Genomic DNA, 24,948 nt, shown 5'->3' with positions numbered 1-24,948 from the left:
TTGATTTTTGATTTTTTAGGATTTGTTAATAAAAATATGTTTTGAGTTATCTCAAGATTTAATAGTATTTTTGGAGTAATTAATTTTTAATACTATTGAAATATGAAATTAGCACTCTGCTCATTCGTTTTATTTATAAGTTTTTCAACTCTATCTTTTGCTCAAGAAGCGGTAGAGAAACCGGCGCCGCCTCACGGAAATGCACTTGTAGGAGATTTTTATGGAGCTGATATTCCTAATGTAGTGGTCGATAGAGCTGTTTCTGTTAAAGAGCTCGACGGTGAGCTACAAGGCAAAAATAAAGCCGAAAATGTTGCTGTTAAAGGAGAAGTTACGGGTGTTTGTCCAAAAAGAGGTTGTTGGGTAACTATCAAGACAGAGGAGGGGACTTCGTTTTTTGTTAAAATGAAAGATTATGCGTTTTTTGTTCCGACCGCATTAAAAGGTAAAAATGTGGTTTTAGAGGGTGTGGCAGAGAAGAAAATCACCTCTGTTGAGGAGTTGAAACATTATGCTAAAGATGCTAAGAAATCCAGAGCTGAAATTGATGCAATTAAGACTCCAAAAGAAGAAATTCGTTTTTTAGCAAGTGGAATTAAAGTGGTTAATTAATTCCTTCTTTTAGCCTTGTGCTGCTCTGAAAACAGAGTTGAAATAATGATTTTAATAAGCTATCTTCTGTTGTAAAAGAAGTTGCAATACTTGAAATAAGATTTTAATTCTATAAAAAAAGCGAGATTTATATCTCGCTTTTTTGTTGTTTTTTATTTTCCTGGCTTAAGAAGAAAAACGCTTTTGTACCTTTTTTTGATTTCAATTAGATTTCTTTCGGCCTCAATCCTCGTTTTAAAATTTCCAACAATTACTTTGTAATTTGGTGTGCTGAAAATTATGGTGCCGTCAATAGCAGAATTTTCTCTTTTAAAATCAGAGAGTGTTTTTTTTGCTTCATCGCTTTTTCCGCTAAAGATTTGAATTCTATAGGTGTCGTTTGTGCTTAATGACGTGTTAATTTTACGTTTCTCGTTAAGAAGCTGCTCAAATTTGCTGTCTTGATTCAGTGTTAAATTTTGGTCTTGTGCGTTAATATTATGTGCAAAAGCAATCGTTGTAATTGCCAGCATAAGGCTTTTTGAAGGGCTTAAAATTCTCATAATGTGATGGTTTTTATGCAAAAATACTATTTAAAGTTCGGATGTAAAATTTTAATATTATTTAGAATTGATATAAATTGATATTTAAGAGTATTTTAAGGTTTTGAGAATAGTTCATAAGTCGTATTTTTGTGCAGGTTTTAAAAGACGGTATCGATTTAGCTCTATTTAGAACAGAAAAAATCATACCAAAAATTAGTAGACAATTATTTATACTATATGAAAAAGGTGGGTAACCATAATTCGATCTCAAGAAAATTATTGCTTAGCTTATCGCTGACTTTGATTTTCTCCCTAACGTCATTCGCTCAAGAGCCTGCAGCTGCTGCAGCGCCTGAAGCTGCGGCGGCTGCGCCTGCTGCAGAAGGCGGTGATCCAGTAAAAGGGAAGGAACTTTTTAATGCAAATTGCGCTGCATGTCACAAATTAGATGCTAAGTCAACTGGACCTGCTTTAAGGGGAGTTGCCGAGAAACATGATAAAGCTTGGCTTTACAAGTGGGTGCATAACAGTTCTGACATGATTAAGTCAGGTGATCCTGTTGCTGTTAAACTTTTTGAAGAAAACAATAAAGCAGTAATGACATCTTTTCCTCAGCTTTCTGAAGGGGATATTGATAACATTCTTGCTTATACTTCTCAGCCTAAAGCTGAACCTGCTACCGCAGGTCCTACAACGCCTCCTAATACAGATGTGCAAGGTGGTGGGATTTCAAATAATATTATTTTAGGGGCTCTTGCTCTTGTAATGGCTATCTTGGTGGTTATGTTGTTCATGGTGAACAAAGTGCTTACTAAAGTAGCAAATAGAAACGGTATTGAGGTTGCTCCAAAAGAGGCTAGAACTCCAATCTGGAAAGCTTTTGTTCGAAATCAGTTCTTGGTTTTGGTTACTTCAATCTTTTTACTTTTGGCAAGTGGTTATTTTGTATACGGATACCTAATGCAGGTAGGTGTGGATCAAGATTATGAGCCTATTCAGCCAATTCACTACTCTCACAAAATTCACGCTGGTGATAATGAAATCAATTGTAAATATTGCCACTCTGCTGCACGTGTAAGTAAGACAGCTGGTATTCCTTCATTGAATGTTTGTATGAACTGTCATAAAAACATTTCAGAAGTTGCAGAAACTACTGCTACAGCTGAATACAGCAAAGCATTTTACGATGCTCAAATCCAAAAATTATATGATGCTGTTGGATGGGATAAGACTAAACAGGCTTATACTGGTAAAACGATGCCAGTAAAATGGGTTCGTATTCATAATCTTCCTGATTTTGTTTACTTCAATCACTCACAACACGTTTCTGTTGCTGGAATTGAATGTCAAACTTGTCACGGTCCAGTACAAGAATTCGAAATCATGAAGCAATACTCTAAATTAACAATGGGATGGTGTGTTGACTGTCACAGAAAAACAGATGTTAAGATGGAAGGCAATGCTTACTATGATAAGATTCATGCTGAACTTTCTAAAAAATACGGTGTAGAGAAATTAACTGCAGCGCAAATGGGAGGTTTAGAATGCGGTAAATGCCACTATTAATCGATTTATTAAGATTTTAATATATATATACAATGTCATCAAACAAAAAATACTGGAAAAGTGTTGAGGAGCTAGAAAATAGCTCTATTGTTGAGGCGCTTAGAAATAACGAATTCGTTGAAGAAATTCCAACTGATGAGTTTTTAGGTAATGCTGAAGCTTTATCTTCATCTGGAACTTCACGTCGTGACTTTTTAAAGTACGTAGGGTTTAGTACTGCAGCTGTTACATTGGCTGCTTGCGAAGGTCCAGTTCACAAGTCTATCCCTTATGTATTACAACCAGAGCAAATCATTCCTGGTGTTGCAGATTATTATGCAACTACCGTTTTTGATGGTTTTGATTTTGCAAACCTTTTGGTTAAAACTCGTGAGGGTCGTCCAATTAAAATTGAAAACAATACAATTGCTGGAGCTAAATTTGCTGCAAATGCTAGAATTCATGCATCAATCTTAGGATTGTATGACAGCACTCGTTTGAAAGAGCCTAAAGTAAAAGGAAAACCTTCTACTTGGTCAGCTGTAGATTTAGAGATCAAATCTAGCTTAGCAGAAGCAAAAGCTAAAGGAGGCCAGGTTGTATTGTTAACTAATACTTTAGCAAGTCCATCTACAGAGAAATTAATTGCTGAGTTTATTGCTAAAAATCCAAATGCTAAGCACGTTGTATATGATGCGGTTTCTTCATCTGAAGCTTTAGATGCTTTTGAAACTGTATACGGACAAAGAGCTTTAGTGGATTATGATTTTTCAAAAGCTTCTTTAATTGTATCTGTTGGCGCTGATTTCTTAGGAGACTGGCAAGGTGGAGGATATGATTCTGGATATGCAAAAGGACGTATTCCTCAAAACGGAAAAATGTCTCGTCACTTCCAGTTTGAATCAAACATGACATTATCTGGAGCTGCTGCTGATAAGCGTGTTCCAATGACTACAGTTGCTCAAAAGCAAGCTTTAGTTCAAATTTATAATATTATTGCAGGTGCTTCTATACCCGTAGCTTTAGAAGGAAATGCTAAAGCTGAAGTAGTAAAAGCTGCACAACAGCTTAAAGCTGCTGGATCAAAAGGAGTTTTGGTATCTGGAATTGAAGATAAGAATGCTCAGTTATTAGTTTTAGCTATTAACCAAATATTGGCTAGCGAAGCTTTTACTACTGCTGGTGCAAGACAAATTAGAAAAGGTTCTAATGCTGCTGTTGCGCAATTAATTAAAGATTTGAATGCTGGAAGTGTTCATACTTTAATCATGAGCGGTGTAAATCCAGTTTATACTCTGGCTGACTCAGAAGCTTTCGTATCAGGATTGAAAAAAGTTCAGAATTCGGTAGCCTTTTCATTAAAAGAAGACGAAACAGCATCTCTAGTTAAAATTGCAGCTCCAGCTCCTCACTATTTGGAGTCTTGGGGTGATGTTGAGATAACAAAAGGAACATATAGTTTAACACAACCAACTATCCGTCCTATCTTTAATACAAAACAATTTCAGGATGTATTATTGTCATTAAACGGCACTGCTGGTACTTTCTATGATTATTTAAAAGCTAATTCAGCTGCATTTACAGCGGGATCATCTTGGAATAAAGTATTGCATGATGGAGTTTATGTAACAGAATCTGTTGCTTTAGCTGGTGGAGCAATTGATGCTTCTGCAGCAGCAAATGCTCTTTCAAAATCTAAAGCTGCTGGTGAATACGAATTAGTATTATACACTAAAACAGGTTTGGGTGACGGGCAACATGCAAACAACCCTTGGTTGCAGGAGTTTCCAGATCCAATTACAAGAGTTTCTTGGGATAACTATGTTACTGTTTCAAATTCTGATGCAAAAAAACTTGGTTTATCTAACGAAATTGTTGCAAATGGAGGTTTAAATGGTAGTTATGCTACTATTACAACTGCTGACGGAATTAAGTTAGAGAATGTTCCTGTAATTGTTCAACCAGGTCAAGCTGTTGGAACTTTAGGTCTTGCTCTTGGTTACGGACGTAAAGCTTCTCTAAAAGAAGAAATGCAAGTAGGTTTAAACGCTTACGCTTTATATAAAGGTTTCAACGGAATTCAGTCTGTTTCTATTGTGAAAGCTGCAGGTGAGCATGAGTTTGCTTGTGTTCAAGGTCAGAAAACCTTAATGGGAAGAGGTGATATCATCAAAGAAACTACTTTAGATATATTTAATAAAGAAAGTGCTGAACATTGGAACGAGAAACCAATGGTATCTCTAGATCACCAAGAAGTACAAGCTTCAACTGTAGATTTATGGGAATCATTTGATCGTACTACTGGGCACCACTTCAACCTTTCTATCGACTTAAATGCTTGTACTGGATGTGGGGCTTGTGTTATCGCTTGTCACGCTGAGAACAACGTACCAGTTGTTGGTAAAGCAGAGGTAAGAAGAAGCCGTGATATGCACTGGTTACGTATCGACAGATACTATTCTTCTGAAAGTACTTTTGAAGGGGACAATAAGAGAAAAGAAGGAATCGCAGGATTATCTAGCTCATTGTCTACATTCAATGAAATGGAGAACCCAGGCGAGAATCCACAAGTTGCATTCCAACCAGTAATGTGTCAGCACTGTAACCACGCTCCTTGTGAGACTGTTTGCCCTGTTGCTGCTACATCTCATGGTCGTCAAGGTCAAAATCACATGGCTTACAACAGATGTGTTGGTACTCGTTACTGTGCTAACAACTGTCCTTATAAAGTGCGTCGTTTCAACTGGTTCTTGTATAACAAAAACAGTGAATTCGATTATCATATGAATGACGATTTAGGTCGTATGGTATTAAATCCAGACGTAAACGTACGTTCTCGTGGGGTTATGGAAAAATGTTCTTTCTGTATCCAAAGTACTCAAGCTGTAATCCTTCAAGCTAAACGCGAAGGTAGAGTGGTTGCTAAAGATGAGTTCAACAATGCTTGTGCTTGTTCTGCTGCTTGTTCTTCTGGAGCAATGGTATTTGGGGATGTAAATGATAAAGAAAGCGCAGTTGCTAAATTAGCTGAAAGCGAAAGAGCTTATCACTTATTAGAACATGTTGGTACAAAACCAAACGTTTTCTATCATGTAAAAGTTAGAAATACTTAGTAAAATTATTAATTAAGAAACAATATAAAGGATTATGTCGTCTCATTACGAAGCACCCATTAGAAAACCTTTAGTTATAGGTGATAAATCATATCACGATGTAACTGTAGATGTAGCTGCGCCTGTTGAAGGACCTGCAAATAAACAATGGTGGATTGTATTTACAATCGCATTAGTAGCCTTCCTTTGGGGGTTAGGTTGTATAATTTACACCGTATCTACCGGTATCGGAACATGGGGATTAAATAAAACAGTTGGTTGGGCTTGGGATATCACTAACTTCGTTTGGTGGGTAGGTATTGGTCACGCTGGAACATTAATTTCTGCGGTATTATTACTTTTCCGTCAACGTTGGAGAATGGCTATTAACCGTTCTGCGGAAGCTATGACCATTTTCTCTGTAGTTCAAGCAGGTCTATTTCCAATCATTCACATGGGACGCCCATGGTTAGCATACTGGGTTTTACCTATTCCAAACCAATTTGGGTCTTTATGGGTAAACTTTAACTCACCATTACTTTGGGACGTATTCGCGATTTCAACTTATCTTTCAGTTTCATTAGTTTTCTGGTGGACTGGTCTATTACCTGACTTTGCAATGCTTCGTGATAGAGCTATAACGCCATTTAACAAAAGAGTTTATTCTATCTTAAGTTTTGGATGGAGCGGTAGAGCAAAAGACTGGCAGCGTTTTGAAGAGGTATCTTTAGTACTTGCTGGTTTGGCAACTCCTCTTGTACTTTCGGTACACACAATTGTATCTATGGACTTTGCTACTTCTGTAATTCCTGGATGGCATACCACAATCTTCCCTCCATACTTCGTTGCTGGAGCGGTATTCTCTGGATTCGCAATGGTAAATACCTTGCTTATTGTTATGAGAAAAGTTTCTAACTTAGAAGCATACATTACATTGCAACATATTGAATTAATGAACATCATTATCATGATTACAGGTTCTATTGTTGGTGTAGCTTACATCACTGAGTTATTCGTAGCTTGGTATTCAGGTGTAGAGTATGAGCAGTATGCCTTCTTGAACAGAGCAACTGGACCTTACTGGTGGGCTTACTGGTCTATGATGACTTGTAACGTATTCTCTCCTCAGTTTATGTGGTTCAAAAAATTAAGAACTAGTATCATGTTCTCATTCATCATTTCGATTGTAGTAAACATCGGTATGTGGTTTGAAAGATTCGTAATTATTGTTACTTCTTTACATAGAGATTACCTTCCATCTTCTTGGACAATGTTCTCACCAACATTTGTAGATATTGGAATTTTCATCGGAACAATTGGTTTCTTCTTCGTATTGTTTTTATTATACTCTAGAACATTCCCTGTAATTGCTCAGGCGGAGGTTAAAACAATTTTGAAAGGAACAGGAGATAATTACATTAGAGAAAGAGCAAATAAAGATTCACATCATGAGTAATAAAGTTATACACGCCATTTATAATGACGATGACGTTTTGATGGATGCAGTAAAGAAAACCAGAGCTGCTCATCATTATATTGAAGAGGTTTTTACTCCATTCCCAGTTCACGGATTGGATAAAGCTATGGGATTAGCGCCAACAAGATTAGCAATATGTGCTTTCTTATACGGATGTGTTGGTATTTCTGTTGCTACGACAATGATGGGATACATCATGATTCATGATTGGCCTCAAGACATTGGTGGTAAACCAAGTTTCAGTTTCATCCAGAATATGCCGTCTTTTGTGCCGATTATGTTTGAGATGACTGTATTTTTTGCAGCGCACTTAATGGTAATCACTTTTTATATGAGAAGTAGATTATGGCCATTTAAAGAAGCTGAAAATCCAGATGTAAGAACAACTGATGACCATTTTTTAATGGAGGTTGCCGTAAATAATAACGAAGCAGAATTAGTGTCTTTCTTTGAAGGAACTGGAGCTGTTGAAGTTAAAGTAATTGAAAAGAATTAATTGTAGCTATGAAAAGGATATATAAAATAACACTTCTAGTTGGTATAACTATTTTAGTTTCATCTTGCCACAATAATTCGGCACCAAACTATCAGTATTTCCCAAATATGTATGAATCTGTTGCTTACGAGCCTTATGCAGAAGCAAAAGTATTTAAAGGAGGAAAAGAAGGACAGCTTCCTGTAGAAGGAACTATTAATAGAGGTTATGAACCTTATGAATATGAAAATTCAACAGCTGGTTACGAGTTAGCAAAAGCTAATTTAAAATCACCTTTGGATTCTATTGAGAGAAATTCTGGAAAAGGAAAAGAACTTTTCGAAATTTACTGTATCAGTTGCCATGGAGCGACTGGTAATGGTAAAGGTAAATTGGTTGAAAGAGAAAAATTTCTTGGAGTACCTAGCTATAAAGACAGAGAAATCACTGAAGGAAGTATCTTTCATGTTGAAACTTATGGTTTAAATGCAATGGGTTCACATGCAAATCAATTAAGTGCTCACGAACGTTGGTTAGTTGCTGACTATGTTCTGAAACTAAAAAGCCAATTATAATTGTTGAACAAACTGATCGTAATAGATATGTATACATTTTCAAGTAAATTAAAAACTTTTTCTATCATCTTAATGGCCGTTGGTATATTAGGAATTGGGTATGGTTTTTTAAGTGCACCAAAAGATATAAAAGAAGTTGAAAAAATACTAGAAGCAGACGCTCATGGAGCTCATGGAAGTTCTCATGAAGCTGCAGCTGAAGGTTCTCATAAAGCTGAAGGGCATCATGAAACTGCTGAGAGCGCTCATGATTCACACAAAAAAGCTGCACATGATGAAGTTTCGGGTGCAAATGAACACGAAAAACATTTAGAGCATGTATTGCACCAGTTGCAGAATAAGCCTTGGTCTGCTTTATATGTAGCTTGTATTTTCTTCTTGCTACTTTCAATGGGAGTTTTAGCATTTTATGCTATTCAACAAGTTGCTCAGGCAGGTTGGTCTCCAGTTTTGTTTAGAGTGATGCAAGGTATTACAGCTTATTTACCGGCTGGTTCTGTAATTTTCTTTATCATCTTGGTATTATGCGGATTACATGCTAACCACATTTTTGTTTGGTTAGGTGAAGGTGTAACAAAACAAGGACACCCTAATTATGATGCAATTATCGCTGGTAAATCTGGATATTTAAATTTCCCATTTTGGATTATTAGAGCTTTTATCTTTTTATTAGGATGGAATATTTACCGTCATTTCTCTAGAAAGAACTGTTTAGCTCAAGACGAGGCTAATGACGATTTGTTCTACAAAAAGAACTTCAAAGCATCTGCTGGATTCTTAGTTTTCTTTATAGTTTCTGAATCTATCATGGCTTGGGATTGGATTATGTCTTTTGATCCTCACTGGTTTAGTACTTTATTTGCTTGGTATGTTTTTGCTTCTTTCTTTGTAAGCGGTATTACAACAATTGCATTAGTAACTATTTATTTAAAATCTAAAGGTTATTTAGAATATGTAAATAACAGTCACATTCACGATTTGGCAAAATTCATGTTTGGTATCAGTGTATTCTGGACTTATTTATGGTTCTCACAATTCATGTTGATTTGGTACGCTAATATTCCAGAGGAGGTTACTTATTTCGTAACAAGAATCCAATTGTACAACTTGCCTTTCTTTGGAGCGGTTGTTATGAATTTTGTTTTCCCATTGTTAATTTTAATCAATTCAGATTTCAAACGTCTTAACTGGGTTGTTGTAATGGCTGGTATCGTTATTTTACTAGGACATTATGTAGATTTCTTTAATATGATTATGCCTGGTACTGTTGGAGAGAGATGGTTTATTGGGGTTCCAGAAATTGCTTCTATCCTTTTCTTCTTAGGTTTATTTATTTTTGTAGTATTTACTGCATTGACTAAAGCTCCTTTGTTGGCAAAAAGAAATCCTTTCATTGAAGAAAGTAAACATTTTCATTATTAATATTTAAAGAAGTAAACAGATGACAAGTTTGTTGGTAATTATAGTTTTAGTTTTATTAGCGATTGCTTTATGGCAGTTGACCAAGATATTTGATCTTACTCAGGTGGGATCTACTACGGACGACTCTCAGATAGCATCTGATAATGATAATAATATTCAGGGATATATTTTATTTGGCTTTTTAGCTTTCATCTATATCTTCACAATATATGGTTTACTAAAATGGGGAAATCTTGCTCTTCATACTCCAGCTTCGGAGCATGGATTGTTAGTAGATAATTTGATGAATATTACTTGGGTGTTAATTTTTACAGTTCAAGTTATCACACAAGGATTATTATATTGGTTTTCTTTTAAAAACAGAGGACATAAAGACAGAAAAGCACTATTTTTTGCTGATAGTAATAAATTAGAAGCTATTTGGAGTATTATTCCATCTGTTGTTTTAGCTTGTTTAATTCTTTATGGATTATACGCTTGGAACAATATTATGTTTGTTGACAAAGATGAAGATGTTATCGAAATTGAGTTATACGCTCAGCAATTTAAATGGACAGCAAGATATGCTGGAGCAGATAATACTTTAGGAAAAGCTAACGTAAGATTAATTGAAGGTGTAAATACTTTAGGAGTTGATATGTCTGATAAAAACTCTGAAGATGATATTGTAGTTTCTGAGTTACACATTCCTAAAGGTAAAAAAGTTCACTTCAAAATGCGTTCTCAGGATGTTTTGCACTCTGCTTACTTTCCTCACTTTAGAGCACAGATGAACTGTGTTCCTGGTATGGTTACTGAATTTGCTTTTGTTCCTACTTACACTACTGCTGAGTACAGAGAGCTTCCATTTATGGTTGAAAAAGTAGCGAAAATTAATAAATTGAGAGCAGAAAAAAGTGTGGAATTAGTTGCGAAAGGCGGTACAGCTTTAGATCCTTACACATTTGATTATTTATTATTATGTAATAAAATCTGTGGAGCTTCTCACTACAATATGCAAATGAAAGTTGTGGTTGATACTCCAGAGGATTATAAAAAATGGTTAAGCGAAAAAACTACTTTAGCTCAGGATATTAAAGCAGCTGCAGCAGCTGAAAAACCAGCAGAAGGTGCTGCTCCAACTGGTGACAGTACGGCTAAAAAAGTAGAAGATACAGTAAAAGCAGTTGTTGATACTGTAAAAGCTGCAGTAGCTAAAGTTGCTATGAAATAATTAATTTAGAAAATTTAAAGTACACATATATGTCAGCAGAAGCGCACGATCACGATCACGGACACGATCACGAGCACGAACATCATCATAAAGACACGTTTATTACTAAATACATTTTTAGTATAGACCACAAAATGATTGCTAAACAATATTTGATTACAGGTATTGTAATGGGAGTAATCGGTATTGCGATGTCTTTGTTATTTAGAATGCAATTAGCGTGGCCGGAAGAGTCTTTCAAGATATTTAATGTTTTATTAGGAGATAAATTTGCACCAGACGGTGTAATGGCAAATGATATTTATCTGGCTTTAGTTACAATTCACGGTACCATCATGGTATTCTTCGTACTGACTGCTGGATTGAGTGGAACATTTAGTAATTTACTTATTCCACTTCAGATTGGAGCCCGAGATATGGCTTCTGGATTCATGAATATGATTTCGTACTGGTTGTTTTTCTTATCAGCAGTAGTAATGTTATGTTCTTTATTTGTTGAAGCTGGACCAGCTTCTGCAGGTTGGACAATCTATCCTCCATTAAGTGCTTTACCACAAGCAATTCCAGGTTCTGGAACGGGTATGACTTTATGGTTGGTATCTATGGCTATTTTCATTGCATCTTCTTTGATGGGATCTTTAAATTACATTGTTACGGTTCTTAACTTAAGAACTAAAGGAATGTCTATGACAAGACTTCCTCTTACAATCTGGACATTTTTCGTAACAGCTATTATTGGTGTTATTTCATTCCCAGTATTATTGTCAGCGGCTTTATTATTAATTTTTGATAGAAGCTTCGGTACTTCATTCTTCTTGTCAGATATTTATATCGCAGGAGAGGTTTTACACTACCAAGGAGGGTCTCCAGTATTGTTTGAGCACTTATTCTGGTTCTTAGGACACCCAGAGGTTTATATCGTAATTTTGCCAGCGATGGGTCTTGTATCTGAAATTATGGCTACAAACTCTCGTAAACCGATTTTTGGTTATAGAGCGATGATTATGTCAGTTCTTGCAATTGCATTTTTGTCTACTATCGTTTGGGGTCACCACATGTTTATTTCAGGTATGAATCCTTTCTTAGGATCTGTATTTACATTTACAACTTTATTGATTGCGATTCCGTCTGCTGTAAAAGCGTTCAACTGGATTACAACTTTATGGAAAGGTAACTTACAGTTCAACCCTGCAATGTTGTTCTCAATCGGAATGGTTTCAACTTTCATCACTGGAGGTTTAACAGGAATCATTTTGGGAGATAGTACTTTAGATATCAACGTTCACGATACATACTTCGTAATTGCTCACTTCCACTTAGTAATGGGTATCTCTGCTCTTTACGGAATGTTTGCTGGTATCTACCACTGGTTCCCTAAAATGTACGGAAGAATGTTGAATAAAAACTTAGGTTACATTCACTTCTGGATAACAGCAGTTTGTGCTTATGGAGTTTTCTTCCCAATGCACTTTATCGGATTAGCTGGTCTTCCAAGACGTTACTATACAAACACTAACTTCCCGTTATTTGACGATTTACAAAATGTTAACGTATTAATTACAACATTTGCTCTTGTAGGAGGTGCGTTCCAATTAGTATTCTTGTATAATTTCTTTGTTAGTATTTTCTACGGTAAGAAAGCAGTTCAAAACCCATGGAGATCTACTACTTTAGAGTGGACTACTCCAGTAGAACATATTCATGGTAACTGGCCAGGTGAAATTCCTCATGTATACCGTTGGCCGTATGACTACAGTAACCCAAATCATGATGTAGATTTTGTACCGCAAAATGTACCAATGAAAGAGGGAGAACAGGTTTTACACCACTAAAAATATTTAAGGCTGTCAGTTTTTGGCAGCCTTTTTTGTTACGTTAAAATTAATGTATCTGATGGTATTACTCTTTTTCTAACTGATAAGTTTATATATCTTTGCAGGATGAATGAGAATCTAGATCCCACTACAAAAGGTTATAATTCTGAAGAATTAGATCTTGAGAAAAGACTGCGTCCGCTGTCATTTGATGATTTTGCCGGGCAAGATCAGGTTTTAGAAAATTTAAAAGTGTTTGTCGCAGCGGCAAATCAACGTGGAGAAGCACTTGACCACGCTTTATTTCATGGCCCTCCAGGTCTTGGAAAAACTACATTGGCTAATATTTTGGCAAATGAACTTCAGGTAGGAATCAAAATTACATCAGGTCCCGTGTTGGATAAGCCAGGTGATTTGGCTGGACTTCTTACAAATCTAGACGAAAGAGATGTTTTGTTTATTGATGAGATTCATAGACTAAGCCCTGTTGTTGAAGAATATTTATATTCTGCAATGGAGGATTTCAAGATCGACATCATGATTGAATCGGGTCCGAATGCAAGAACTGTTCAGATTAATTTAAATCCGTTTACTTTAATCGGCGCAACGACCCGTTCAGGATTGTTAACCGCCCCAATGCGTGCTCGTTTCGGAATATCTTCTCGTTTGCAATATTATACAACTGAGCTTCTAACTACTATAGTTGAGCGAAGCAGCTCTATTTTGAAAATGCCAATTGATTTGGATGCAGCAATTGAAATCGCTGGCCGTAGTAGAGGAACCCCTCGTATAGCGAATGCCTTATTGCGACGAGTAAGAGATTTTGCTCAAATAAAAGGAAATGGAACTATAGATTTAGAAATTGCTCGTTATGCCTTAAAAGCCTTAAATGTGGATGCTCACGGATTGGATGAGATGGATAATAAAATTTTGTTGACGATTATCAATAAGTTTAAAGGTGGTCCGGTTGGATTATCAACATTGGCTACTGCTGTTTCTGAAAGTAGTGAGACTATTGAAGAAGTCTACGAGCCTTTTCTAATTCAGGAAGGTTTTATCATGCGGACTCCACGTGGTCGTGAAGTAACGGATAAGGCGTACAAACATCTTGGCAAGGTAAACACCAATATTATACAAGGCGGTTTGTTCTAAATCTTATTTTTTATGCCAAGAGATAAAAAATATAATTATCCTTCTAAATTATCCATAATCAGATTTTTTTTGGATGCAGAAGGAGTGCGAAAAAATCCTATTCCTTTTCATAAGAGGTACTTTGATAAGTTGGGAGATTCGTTTTCTATTAGGATTGGCTTATCAAGATATATCATTTTATCAAGAGATAATGAAGTAGCACAATACATTTTGGTTAAAAATCAAAGAAACTACAACAAATCTAAATTTCAGTCTGTATATCTTTCCAAATATTTAGGAAAAGGTCTTTTGACCAGTGACGGAGATTTTTGGTTAAAACAAAGAAGACTTATTCAGCCAGCATTTCATAGACAAAAAATGAATATACTGGTTGATAATATGAACAAAACAATTACTTCGGAAATCAGTAATTTAAAAGAAAATCAATTTTTCGATGTTTTTCCAGCAATGAGTGAGTTAGCATTTAATGTCGTAGCTAAATCATTATTTGAGTTTTCTATCTCCGAAGAGAAACTTCACAGAATAAAATTTATAATTGAGGAGGTTCAAAAATTTTTAGTTAAGGAAATCCGGCTTCCCCATAAAGCATTTTGGTTTTCGTTAAGCGGACAAGTCCGAAAACATTTAAAACTAGCGGAGGAAAACAATGCTATTATTCAAGAAATTATTGAAGGAAGAAACGGTTCTAATGAAGAATTCAATGATTTATTGAATATGCTTATGGAAACCCGTTACGAGGATACGGGTGAAGCAATGTCGATGAAACAGTTGATAGATGAAATTAAGGTGCTTTTTATTGCTGGACATGAAACAACTGCTAATGCCTTGACTTTTACGCTGCATTTTTTAGGAAACAATCCCGAAGTGCAGCAGAAAATTTTTGAGGAGATAACAGGAATCGAGGCAGAAACTGCTGATATAATTGAACAGCTTCAAAAAATGGTGTATACCAATGCGGTACTAAATGAATCTATGCGTTTATATCCTCCAGCATGGATAACAGATCGACAAAATGTTGATGATGATTCTCTTATTCATTATAATATCAAAAAAGATACTTTGATTGGTGTTTCTTTTTATGAATTACATCGAAATCCGAAGTACTGGGAAAGACCAGATGAATTTATACCAGAAAGATTTCTTGGAGAGCAGAGGAAGAAATCAATGTCTTATTTTTATCCTTTTGGAGCTGGACCAAGAATGTGTATTGGCAGCGGATTTGCAATCTATGAAATGTGCTTGGCAATTTCACAGATTGTAAAAAAATATACAATTAAATCTAAGAACTCTTCTGTAGAATTTAATCCGCTGGTGACTTTAAAACCAGTCAACGTTGAAGTTTCATTTTCTAAAAGATGAGTATTAATTCAAAAGAAATATATTCAAAATTTATAAAAGAAGAAGCTAAGCGACTTGGTTTTATTTCTTGTGGTATTTCTAAGGCAGGATTTTTAGAAGCTGAAGCTCCTCGTTTAGAAAAGTGGTTGAATCAAAATTATAACGGACAGATGTCGTATATGGAGAACCATTTTGACAAGAGGCTTGATCCTACCTTGCTGGTCGACGATGCCAAAAGTGTGGTTTCTCTTCTCCTTAATTACTATCCTTCGGTCTCTCAAAACGAAGAGAGTTTTAAGATTTCTAAATATGCTTACGGGCAGGATTATCATTTTGTAATAAAAGAAAAACTTAAGGAGTTTCTTCATTCGATTCAAGAGAATATTGGCGAAGTTTCTGGGCGCGCTTTTGTCGATTCGGCTCCAGTTCTAGATAAAGCTTGGGCTGCAAAAAGCGGTTTGGGCTGGATTGGGAAAAACAGTAATCTACTGACCCAGAAAGTTGGCTCTTTCTACTTTATTGCAGAATTAATTCTTGATTTAGAATTAGAACATGACCATGCAGTTACAGATCATTGTGGCACCTGTACAGCTTGTATAGATGCGTGTCCAACTCAAGCGATTGTTGCGCCCTATGTTGTTGACGGAAGTAAATGTATTTCATATTACACAATCGAGTTAAAAGAAAACATTCCTTATGAAATGAAAGGAAAATTTGATGAATGGATGTTTGGCTGCGATACGTGTCAAGACGTTTGTCCTTGGAACAGGTTTTCTAAAGCACATTCTGAGCCTTTATTTAATCCTAATCCTGAACTGTTATCTTTTACAAAAAAAGACTGGACAGAAATTACAGAGGAAACTTTTCGGGCTGTATTTAAAAATTCTCCAATTAAAAGAACCAAATTTGATGGTTTAAAGCGAAATATTAAATTTTTGGAATAGATTTTTTATTATAATTAAGTTTCGCTTATCGAAATGTTTCTTCCGTAAATAATATCTTTCAAATACATTCCAAATAAATAAATCTGAATGGTTGCGTGTAAGATTATTTTTTCTTTTTACATATTTTCTTTAATTTAATAAGGATTGCATAATTTTTTAAGAATTTTCTGTTGTTTTATTGTAATATTCTTAAAAGTAGGCTATTACTGAATTAATTTTACGCAAAGAAAACTGCACTTTGACGTTTTTCCATGTCGTTTATCGAGTAATGTAGCTAGTAATTAGGGCTTTGTATATTTTCGCTGCTCCAAAACTACATTAATTTAACCTAGACGCAGCATTGAGTCTTGAACCTGACATGACCATGGTCCAAACGCTTATCTCTTTATCTAAAAATCTTTTTAAGATTTTTTCTGCATTAGCAAAATCCAATCATTTTCTTTTTTCGTATTTCAACTTTAAGCAGATAAATCGTAACGTTTTTTTTGCCTCAACTATAATTGTTCCACAAACTCAAGTTGTCTATGCTTAACTCTACTTTCGAAAAGATTAATTTATTTAGACTAATCTTTCTTCTTTCATTATTTTTTATCTCTACACAGACTAGGGCACAATTTCCTTACTCTGAATCATTTAAAAATACGACGGCTCCGGGTATTTCTTTTGGGGGTACTCCAACAGCTTTTTTAACGGCACCGAGTATTGATGTAAATGGCAATGGATATTTAAGGCTTACCAATAATAACGGTAATCAAAAAGGCATAATATGGTCAGATTCATATGCTTTTCCATCAGCTTACGGTTTAAATATTTCATTTGAATATTATACTTATGGAGGAAATGGCGCTGACGGAATTGCTTTTGTATTGTTTGATGCTACCGTTGCCTCCGTTGTTCCTGGAGCTTTTGGAGGTTCTCTTGGATACGCGCAACGTAATACTGAAACAGGATTTCCAGGCGGTTATCTGGGAATTGGTATAGATGAATACGGAAATTTTTCGGCTAATAATGAAGGTAAGCTTAATGGTGCTGGAATGCTGCCAAGCAATATAACTTTACGAGGACAAGGATCTGGAACTACAGGTTATCCTTATTTAACACATTCGCAGACCACATCTTTGTCACCAGGTTTTAATGTTGCTGGTGGTAACCGTGCTGCGACAACTTCGGCCAGTGCCGGATTTAGAAAAGTAAATATAAAACTTAGTCCGCGCTCGATGGGAGGATTTTTTATTACGGTAAGTGTCACTAATGGAAGCACTTCAACGACCATTATAAACAATTACGCTTACACAACAGCGAGTCCGCCAAATCTTAAATTTGCTTTGACCTCATCTACAGGAGGTTCAAACAATTATCATGAAATAAGGAATTTAGATATAAGTGTCGATTCGTCTACCTTACTGACGCCTGTCGCAAATGCAGATACTTTTGTTGGCTGTAAAGGCGCATCGGCTACATCTGGAGATATTACATCGAATGATAACGGAACAGTAAATACTCTTGGAACAACAAATAAGGCATCTGTAGATTTAGATCCATCAACAACAGGTATCCAAAATTCATTTACTGTGGCTAATAAAGGTACATTTACCTATGATGCTGCAACAGGAAGAGTTACTTTTAATCCGATAGATGCTTCAATCGTAGGACCAATAGCCATAAACTATACATTCAATGATACCTATGGTAAAACATCTAATAGTTCTACTATTACTTACAATGTGTATACACCAATAACGAATAATACCATTACAGCACCGGGGACAACAGCTTTTTGTGGAACGTCTGGCAATGCGGCAAACATTGTTGGTTCTACGGCTGGAGGAGGAACTGGTGTGATAACGTATCAGTGGCAAAGCAGTTTAGATAATATAGCTTTTAATTCGATCGGAGTAACAACAGAAAGTTATGATCCACCTGCAATTACTGCGACAACTTATTATAGACGTGTGGCAATTTCTTCTGGTTGTCAGGATATTAGTAATGTAGTGAAGATTACTATTGATTCACCGTCATCAAACACAACATCAACAGCAGCCATCTGTGAAACTGGGACTAAAACTTTAGTTGGCTCACCTATAGGAGGAACTTGGAGCATTGTTGCGGGAGGAGGAACTATTTCTGGAAATGTTTACACACCGGCTAATATTGCCGCAGACACAAATGTAACGGTTAGATACACCCGATCGGCAGGAAGCTGTGGCACTGCCAGTTCTGCCGACGCAACATTTTTAGTAAATTATGTTCGCGATGTCCAAAATACGACATCAACAACATCAATCTGTGAATGTACAACTAAATCATTAACGGCAAATATTTCAGGAGGGACCTGGAGTATTGTCTCGGGTGGAGGTTCCATTTCAGGAAATACATATACACCTGCAAATGTTTCAATTGATACGAGAGTAACTGTAAGATACACTCTTGCAGGAAATGGTGCCTGTGGAGCGACAACTTCCGATGTTTCTTTTACGGTTAATGTTGATAGTGATAATGATGGAGTCGCTGATGTAGCTGATTTAGATGATGATAATGATGGGATTTTGGATACCGTAGAATGTCCTGCCTCTACAACAAATATTGCTATTGACGGCCTTACATTTTTATCGGGCTCAGGCTCTGCATCAAATATAAATGTCGGGGATTATCTGTTGAAGAGCAATGCCGTGAATTATTTGGGAGTTACTTATGATATGGTTATCAAAATTCTTTCAATGCAGGTTCCCACAGGAAAGTTGGATATTACTACTGCATCACCAGCAGGGACTTTACAATTAAGTGATGCTATACCGAATGAAAATCCGTATGTTACTTACTCGATGACTATGGTGAGATCTGGGTCTGCTACAGCAGGAAACCCTCTTGGTGCGCCAGCTCCAATAGGGAAATTATGGGTAACAGTAGCAGATCTTGATGGAAACGGAACAGGTTCGGGTAATGAATTGGGCGATGTTGGAGGATATTCTTCTTCTTTAAATCCTGAATATTTGATTGTTGGATCTAATCTAAGCAACCTTGGCTTTATGTCTGGGGGGCCTACTGGATTTAATAGCTTTAGGCCAACCTTAATACCAGGTATAAATGCTTCAGAAACCGACCTTACTTATGCATATCAAGCATCTTTCACTTCTTATACTACAGGTGAATTTGTGTTTGGAATTACAGGATCTAGGACAGGAACGGTTAGTAGAAAACAGGTTTTATCACTTCGCTCTGAATATGCTTGTGATCGCGATGGGGACGGAATTCCAAATCAGCTCGACTTGGATTCTGATGGAGATTCTTGTTCAGATGCAAACGAATATTACAACTCAAGAACTGCTGATGGAAACGATGGAGGGGTTTATGGTACTGGTACACCAGTAGTCAATTCAAACGGGACAGTTCAGGCGGCAACTTATTCTGGATCTTATGTAAATCCGCTTTCTCCAGGAACAGCAAGTACAGTTGGTACACATCCGTCAAATCAGACAGCTTCTGCTACAGGTACGGCATCTTTTTCGGTTGCTGTCTCTGGTGGCTCAGGAACTACACAATATCAATGGCAGGTTAGTACAGATAATGGAGCTTCTTGGAATGCGATTACAAATGGAAGTACTTATTCTAATGTTAATACAGCAAATTTAAGTCTGACCGCTATAACATGTTCAATGAACAATTATAGATATAGAGCTTTAATTACGCAATCAGATTTTATTTGTGGAAATGTAAGTTCAAACAGTGCTACTTTAACAGTATCAAATCCGACAGCATTATCTTTAACCGGAAGTACAATTTGTGCTTCTCCAGGAAATAACGGTGCTATAACATCCGGCACTTCGGTGACAGGAATTAATTATCAATTATATAATTCCAGTAATACAGCGGTTCAATCTGCAAAAGCGGGTACAGGAGCTTCTTTATCTTGGACCGGATTAGCAGGAGCTAATGGCTATTATGTGATAGGAACTAACGCCACTACAGGGTGTTTTTCTACTAGTAACGTAGTAAATGTTGCAGTAAATGCCACACCTGCAACACCTATTGTGACGGTAGTGGACAACTGTGACGGCACCTCTACCTTGTCGACTACGGCTTCAGGAACTCTTTTATGGAGCACGGGAGCATCAACGTCAAGCATCACGGTTTCTACAGCGGGAACTTATACGGTTACTGCGACTGTAAACGGATGCACGAGCGCTGCAGGTTCAGGAACTGCCGCTCCCAAGGCCACACCTGCAACGCCATTATTGAGTATCATTACACAACCAATTTGCGGGACATCAACAGGAAGTTTTGCTATAACAAATTACAATTCTTCATATACGTATAACATAACTCCTTCTGGCGCGTCATTAAATACGTCAACAGGAGTAATAACAGCACAAAAAGGTACTTATACAGTAAGTTCAACATTTAATGGATGTACATCTTCCAGCTCAGCAGCAGTTACAATTAATTCTGAAATTTGTGCTAATGATGATAATACTTTTGCTGTTCAAACACCTGGAACAATAAGCTCAACAACTGTTGGAAATATTACTACAAATGATACTTTAGATGGTATTGCGGTTACATCATCAAATACAGATGTTACACCCGTAACCAATGGTCCTTTAAGCATAGATTCTGATGGAGTGTTAACTCTTGCTCCTAATACTGTTTCAGGGACTTATAGTATTACTTATCAATTATGTGAAACAGGTTTAAATTCTGGAAATTGTGACACGGCTCAAGCAACTGTTACGGTTAAACGAGCTATCGATGCAGTAACCGAAACTACAGCCTCAATCAATGGGAATACTGGTGGCACAACAGTCTCCTTAACAGCAAATGATACTTTAAATGGAAATATAGTTGTAATAGGTGCTAATCCAGGTGAAGTTACTCTCAATAGTACAGGTTCCTTGCCAATAGGTTTGACTTTAAATGCCAATGGTACTGTAACAATCGCTCCAAATACTCCAACAGGAAACTATAATGTAGAATATACAATTTGTGAAGTTGGAAGTGTTCCTGCGAACTGCGATACAACTATTTCTGTTGTGACAGTCGTTGCTCCAGCTATTGACGCCGTAACCGAAACAACTGCCTCAATCAACGGCAACACAGGCGGAAACACAGCCTCATTGACAGCAAACGATACCCTGAACGGAAATCCGGTGGTAATCGGGACTTCTGCTGGACAGGTCAAACTGACCGGAATCACGGTTCCGCCAGGATTGACGCTGAATGCGGACGGAACGGTTACGGTTGCGCCGAACACTCCGTCAGGAAACTACAATGTGGAATACAGCATCTGCGAAATCACGAATCCGACAAACTGTGATACGGTGGTTTCTATCGTAACAGTAGGCGCACCGACAATTGACGCCGTAACAGAAACGACAGTTTCAATCAACGGAAACACAGGCGGAACTACTGCTCCATTGACAACTAATGACACGCTGAACGGAAATCCGGTGGTAATCGGGACTTCTGCTGGACAGGTCAAACTGACTGAAATCAATGTTCCGTCAGGATTGACGCTGAATGCGGACGGAACGGTTACGGTTGCTCCGAACACTCCGTCAGGAAACTACAATGTGGAATACAGCATCTGCGAGATTACCAATCCGACAAACTGTGATACGGCGACTTCTATCATAACAGTAGGCGTACCGACAATTGACGCCGTAACCGAAACTACAGCATCAATCAACGGAAACACAGGTGGCACAACAGGCTCATTGACAGAAAACGACACCTTGAACGGAAATCCGGTTGTAATCGGAACTTCTGCTGGACAGGTCAAACTGACTGAAATCAATGTTCCGTCAGGATTGACGCTGAATGCGGACGGAACGGTTACGGTTGCTCCGAACACTACGTCAGGAAACTACAATGTGGAATACAGCATCTGCGAAATCACGAATTCGACAAACTGTGATACGGTGGTTTCTATCGTAACAGTAGGCGCACCGACAATTGACGCCGTAACAGAAACGACAGTTTCAATCAACGGAAACACAGGCGGAACTACTGCTCCATTGACAACTAATGACACGCTGAACGGAAATCCGGTGGTAATCGGGACTTCTGCTGGACAGGTCAAACTGACTGAAATCAATGTTCCGTCAGGATTGACGCTGAATGCGGACGGAACGGTTACGGTTGCTCCGAACACTCCGTCAGGAAACTACAATGTGGAATACAGCATCTGCGAGATTACCAATCCGACAAACTGTGATACGGCGACTTCTGTGGTACAGGTGAGCGCGGGCAATCTTGTGGCAAATACAGATGCTATTCCGTCTGTCATCGGAACAAGCAATCCACAGACTTTGGGCGTTAACGTATTCGACAATGACACGAAAAACGGACTTCCACTGGTTCCTTCAGATGTAACGCTGACAACTTCGACGCCAGACCCGAAAGGATACCTGACGCTGAATCCAGACGGAACCGTAACGCTTGGAGCGAATCCTCCGGCTGGAACTTATGAATTGACATATACAATCTGTGAGAAGCTGAATCCTTCGAACTGCAGCTCGAATACCGTAAGTGTGATAGTAGGAATGCCAATTATCGATGCTGTAACCGAAACAACTGCCTCAGTCAACGGAAACACAGGCGGAACAACAGCCTCATTGGCAGCAAATGATACGTTGAACGGAAATCCGGTGGTAATCGGAACTTCTGCCGGGCAGGTCAAACTGACCGGAATCAATGTTCCGTCAGGATTGACGCTGAATGCGGACGGAACTGTGACGGTTGCTCCGAACACTCCGTCAGGAAACTACAATGTGGAATACAGCATCTGCGAAATCACGAATCCGTCGAACTGCGATACGGTAGTTTCTGTAGTACAGGTGAGCGCAGGAAATCTAGTGGCAAATACAGATGCTATTCCGTCTGTCATCGGAACAAGCAATCCACAGACTTTGGGCGTTAACGTATTCGACAATGACACGAAAAACGGACTTCCACTGGTTCCTTCAGATGTAACGCTGACAACTTCGACGCCAGATGCGAAAGGATACCTGACGCTGAATCCAGACGGAACCGTAACGCTTGGAGCGAATCCTCCGGCCGGAACTTATGAACTGGCATATACAATCTGTGAGAAGCTGAATCCTTCGAACTGCAGCTCGAATACCGTAAGTGTAACGGTAGGAATGCCAATTATTGATGCGGTAACAGAAACAACTGTCTCAATCAACGGAAACACAGGCGGCACAACAGGCTCATTGACAGAAAACGACACCTTGAACGGAAATCCGGTTGTAATCGGAACTTCTGCTGGACAGGTCAAACTGACCGGAATCACGGTTCCGCCAGGATTGACGCTGAATGCGGACGGAACGGTTACGGTTGCTCCGAACACTCCGTCAGGACACTACAATGTGGAATACAGCATCTGCGAAATCACGAATCCGACAAACTGCGATACGGTGGTTTCAGTAGTACAGGTGAGCGCTGGCAATCTTGTAGCAAATACAGATGCTATTCCGTCTGTCATCGGAACAAACAATCCACAGACTTTGAGCGTTAACGTATTCGACAATGACACGAAAAACGGACTTCCATTGGTTCCCTCAGACGTAACGCTGACAACTTCGACGCCAGATGCGAAAGGATACCTGACGCTGAATGCAGACGGAACCGTAACGCTTGGAGCGAATCCTCCGGCCGGGACTTATGAACTGGAATATACGATCTGTGAGAAACTGAATCCTTCGAACTGTACAGAAGCTATAGTTAAGGTAGTAGTTATAACTAGCAATGGACCATCAAAACCGAACCAGATTACTTTGGTTAACGATACTAATATAAGTGTTGACGGAATTAATGGTGCGCTTGAGTTTGTAAATGTTTTAGATAATGATTTAATCAACGGACAACCGATAAATCCTGCCACTGTTAAAGTTTCAACCTTAACTCCAAATGCATATTTTGAATGGAATACAGATGGAACCGTAAATGTTAAACCAAATACTCCGGGAGGAAATTATACACTTACCTATGAGGTGTGCGATAAAGTAAATTCACTTAACTGTGCAACGGCAGTAGTAAATGTTTTTGTTGAAGTACCAGCGATTGCCGTCGTAAAAACTGCATTGTTTAATGATGAAAACGCAAGCGGCTTTGCAAATTCAGGAGAAACTATTACATACAAATTTACAGTAACCAATACAGGAAATGTTCCGTTAAAAGGAATTACATTAAAAGATCCGCTAACAGGTGTAGTAGTAAGCGGAAGCCCAATCGATTTGGATGTAAACGAATCGAACGACTCCAATTTTACTGCAGTTTACAAAATAACACAAGAGGATATTAATCGCGGAAGCATAACCAATCAGGCGAGTGTTTCAGGAAACAGTGCTAGAGGAGTAATGGTTGAAGACCTGTCGGATGATTCGACTATTAATGGAGATAAGCCAACTGTTCTTGAATTAAATGGATGTGTAATCAAAGTGTTTAACGCTTTCTCTCCAAACGGCGATGCTAAAAATGCAAGATTCTACATCCAGGGCATTGAATGTTATCCTGATAATACAGTTGAAATTTATAACCGCTGGGGAGTTTTGGTTTTCAATATGAATCGCTACAACAACGAAGACCGCGTCTTTGTTGGATTTTCAGAAGGAAGAACTACAATCAAACAAACAGACGGTCTGCCGGTAGGAACTTATTTCTACATTTTAAAATATAAAGACAGCAGCTCAAAACCGCACGAACAATCAGGTTACTTATACATTAATAAATAAAAATAATATGCGGTTCAGTTTAATGCTGGACCG

General features: G+C 37.8%; 14 protein-coding genes. 13 read left to right on the top strand and 1 reads right to left on the bottom strand.

Features of this window, described 5'->3' with window-relative positions:
- The first annotated feature begins 102 nt into the window (after positions 1-102).
- Entirely contained in the window at positions 103-612 is a 510-nt protein-coding gene (locus E0W73_RS16715) for a DUF4920 domain-containing protein (protein WP_135223187.1), read from the top strand.
- Positions 613-764: 152 nt separating this feature from the next.
- Here the strand turns inward: E0W73_RS16715 and E0W73_RS16710 are convergent, their stop codons facing one another.
- The gene (locus E0W73_RS16710) at positions 765-1,154 is read right to left on the bottom strand and encodes an SPOR domain-containing protein (RefSeq protein WP_135223186.1); all 390 of its coding nucleotides are present in this window, start codon (positions 1,152-1,154) and stop codon (positions 765-767) included.
- Between the two features lie 219 nt (positions 1,155-1,373).
- Here E0W73_RS16710 and E0W73_RS16705 point away from each other — a divergent pair, with 219 nt between their 5' ends.
- The 12 genes from E0W73_RS16705 to E0W73_RS16650 all read left to right on the top strand — a co-directional run bounded on the left by E0W73_RS16705 (position 1,374) and on the right by E0W73_RS16650 (position 24,915).
- Positions 1,374-2,702, top strand: coding sequence for a c-type cytochrome (locus E0W73_RS16705; RefSeq protein WP_135223185.1), 1,329 nt, complete (start codon positions 1,374-1,376; stop codon positions 2,700-2,702).
- A gap of 32 nt (positions 2,703-2,734) precedes the next feature.
- The gene (locus E0W73_RS16700; protein ID WP_135223184.1) at positions 2,735-5,794 is read left to right on the top strand and encodes a TAT-variant-translocated molybdopterin oxidoreductase; all 3,060 of its coding nucleotides are present in this window, start codon (positions 2,735-2,737) and stop codon (positions 5,792-5,794) included.
- Positions 5,795-5,828: 34 nt separating this feature from the next.
- Positions 5,829-7,229 carry an NrfD/PsrC family molybdoenzyme membrane anchor subunit gene (gene nrfD, locus E0W73_RS16695; protein WP_012023712.1) on the top strand — a complete coding sequence of 467 codons (1,401 nt, stop codon included), beginning with the start codon at positions 5,829-5,831 and terminating at the stop codon, positions 7,227-7,229.
- Complete coding sequence (locus E0W73_RS16690; protein WP_135223183.1) at positions 7,222-7,746, top strand: DUF3341 domain-containing protein; 525 nt, start codon at positions 7,222-7,224, stop codon at positions 7,744-7,746. Before nrfD ends, E0W73_RS16690 begins: the two co-directional genes overlap by 8 nt.
- A gap of 8 nt (positions 7,747-7,754) precedes the next feature.
- Complete coding sequence (locus E0W73_RS16685; protein WP_135223182.1) at positions 7,755-8,300, top strand: c-type cytochrome; 546 nt, start codon at positions 7,755-7,757, stop codon at positions 8,298-8,300.
- A 27-nt stretch (positions 8,301-8,327) separates the two neighbouring features.
- Positions 8,328-9,722: a cation-translocating P-type ATPase gene (locus E0W73_RS16680; protein WP_135223181.1), complete on the top strand. Its 1,395-nt coding sequence runs from the start codon at positions 8,328-8,330 to the stop codon at positions 9,720-9,722.
- Between the two features lie 19 nt (positions 9,723-9,741).
- On the top strand, positions 9,742-10,935 hold the full coding sequence (locus E0W73_RS16675; protein ID WP_135223180.1) for a cytochrome c oxidase subunit II: 1,194 nt from the start codon (positions 9,742-9,744) through the stop codon (positions 10,933-10,935).
- A gap of 29 nt (positions 10,936-10,964) precedes the next feature.
- On the top strand, positions 10,965-12,767 hold the full coding sequence (locus tag E0W73_RS16670; RefSeq protein WP_135223179.1) for a cytochrome c oxidase subunit I: 1,803 nt from the start codon (positions 10,965-10,967) through the stop codon (positions 12,765-12,767).
- 108 nt (positions 12,768-12,875) lie between these two features.
- Positions 12,876-13,901 carry a Holliday junction branch migration DNA helicase RuvB gene (gene ruvB, locus E0W73_RS16665; RefSeq protein ID WP_135223178.1) on the top strand — a complete coding sequence of 342 codons (1,026 nt, stop codon included), beginning with the start codon at positions 12,876-12,878 and terminating at the stop codon, positions 13,899-13,901.
- A 12-nt stretch (positions 13,902-13,913) separates the two neighbouring features.
- Positions 13,914-15,260 carry a cytochrome P450 gene (locus E0W73_RS16660; protein ID WP_135223177.1) on the top strand — a complete coding sequence of 449 codons (1,347 nt, stop codon included), beginning with the start codon at positions 13,914-13,916 and terminating at the stop codon, positions 15,258-15,260.
- Positions 15,257-16,183, top strand: a complete 927-nt coding sequence (queG, locus tag E0W73_RS16655; protein ID WP_135223176.1) for a tRNA epoxyqueuosine(34) reductase QueG — start codon at positions 15,257-15,259, stop codon at positions 16,181-16,183. The genes E0W73_RS16660 and queG overlap by 4 nt, the downstream gene beginning before the upstream one ends.
- A gap of 524 nt (positions 16,184-16,707) precedes the next feature.
- Positions 16,708-24,915 (top strand): T9SS type B sorting domain-containing protein, encoded by an 8,208-nt coding sequence (locus E0W73_RS16650; protein WP_135223175.1) that lies wholly within the window; start codon positions 16,708-16,710, stop codon positions 24,913-24,915.
- The last annotated feature ends 33 nt before the right edge of the window (positions 24,916-24,948 follow it).

Source organism: Flavobacterium foetidum (assembly GCF_004634245.1).
Lineage (GTDB): Bacteria > Bacteroidota > Bacteroidia > Flavobacteriales > Flavobacteriaceae > Flavobacterium > Flavobacterium foetidum.
Note: the sequence above shows the minus strand (reverse complement) of the source record. Positions and strands in the feature narration are given on the sequence as shown.

Excerpts from the sequence above, each read along its gene's own strand:
- E0W73_RS16715 (WP_135223187.1), top strand. The coding sequence starts at position 103 with ATGAAATTAGCACTCTGCTCATTCGTTTTATTTATAAGTTTTTCAACT.
- E0W73_RS16710 (WP_135223186.1), bottom strand. The coding sequence starts at position 1,154 with ATGAGAATTTTAAGCCCTTCAAAAAGCCTTATGCTGGCAATTACAACG.
- E0W73_RS16705 (WP_135223185.1), top strand. The coding sequence starts at position 1,374 with ATGAAAAAGGTGGGTAACCATAATTCGATCTCAAGAAAATTATTGCTT.
- E0W73_RS16700 (WP_135223184.1), top strand. The coding sequence starts at position 2,735 with ATGTCATCAAACAAAAAATACTGGAAAAGTGTTGAGGAGCTAGAAAAT.
- nrfD (WP_012023712.1), top strand. The coding sequence starts at position 5,829 with ATGTCGTCTCATTACGAAGCACCCATTAGAAAACCTTTAGTTATAGGT.
- E0W73_RS16690 (WP_135223183.1), top strand. The coding sequence starts at position 7,222 with ATGAGTAATAAAGTTATACACGCCATTTATAATGACGATGACGTTTTG.
- E0W73_RS16685 (WP_135223182.1), top strand. The coding sequence starts at position 7,755 with ATGAAAAGGATATATAAAATAACACTTCTAGTTGGTATAACTATTTTA.
- E0W73_RS16680 (WP_135223181.1), top strand. The coding sequence starts at position 8,328 with ATGTATACATTTTCAAGTAAATTAAAAACTTTTTCTATCATCTTAATG.
- E0W73_RS16675 (WP_135223180.1), top strand. The coding sequence starts at position 9,742 with ATGACAAGTTTGTTGGTAATTATAGTTTTAGTTTTATTAGCGATTGCT.
- E0W73_RS16670 (WP_135223179.1), top strand. The coding sequence starts at position 10,965 with ATGTCAGCAGAAGCGCACGATCACGATCACGGACACGATCACGAGCAC.
- ruvB (WP_135223178.1), top strand. The coding sequence starts at position 12,876 with ATGAATGAGAATCTAGATCCCACTACAAAAGGTTATAATTCTGAAGAA.
- E0W73_RS16660 (WP_135223177.1), top strand. The coding sequence starts at position 13,914 with ATGCCAAGAGATAAAAAATATAATTATCCTTCTAAATTATCCATAATC.
- queG (WP_135223176.1), top strand. The coding sequence starts at position 15,257 with ATGAGTATTAATTCAAAAGAAATATATTCAAAATTTATAAAAGAAGAA.
- E0W73_RS16650 (WP_135223175.1), top strand. The coding sequence starts at position 16,708 with ATGCTTAACTCTACTTTCGAAAAGATTAATTTATTTAGACTAATCTTT.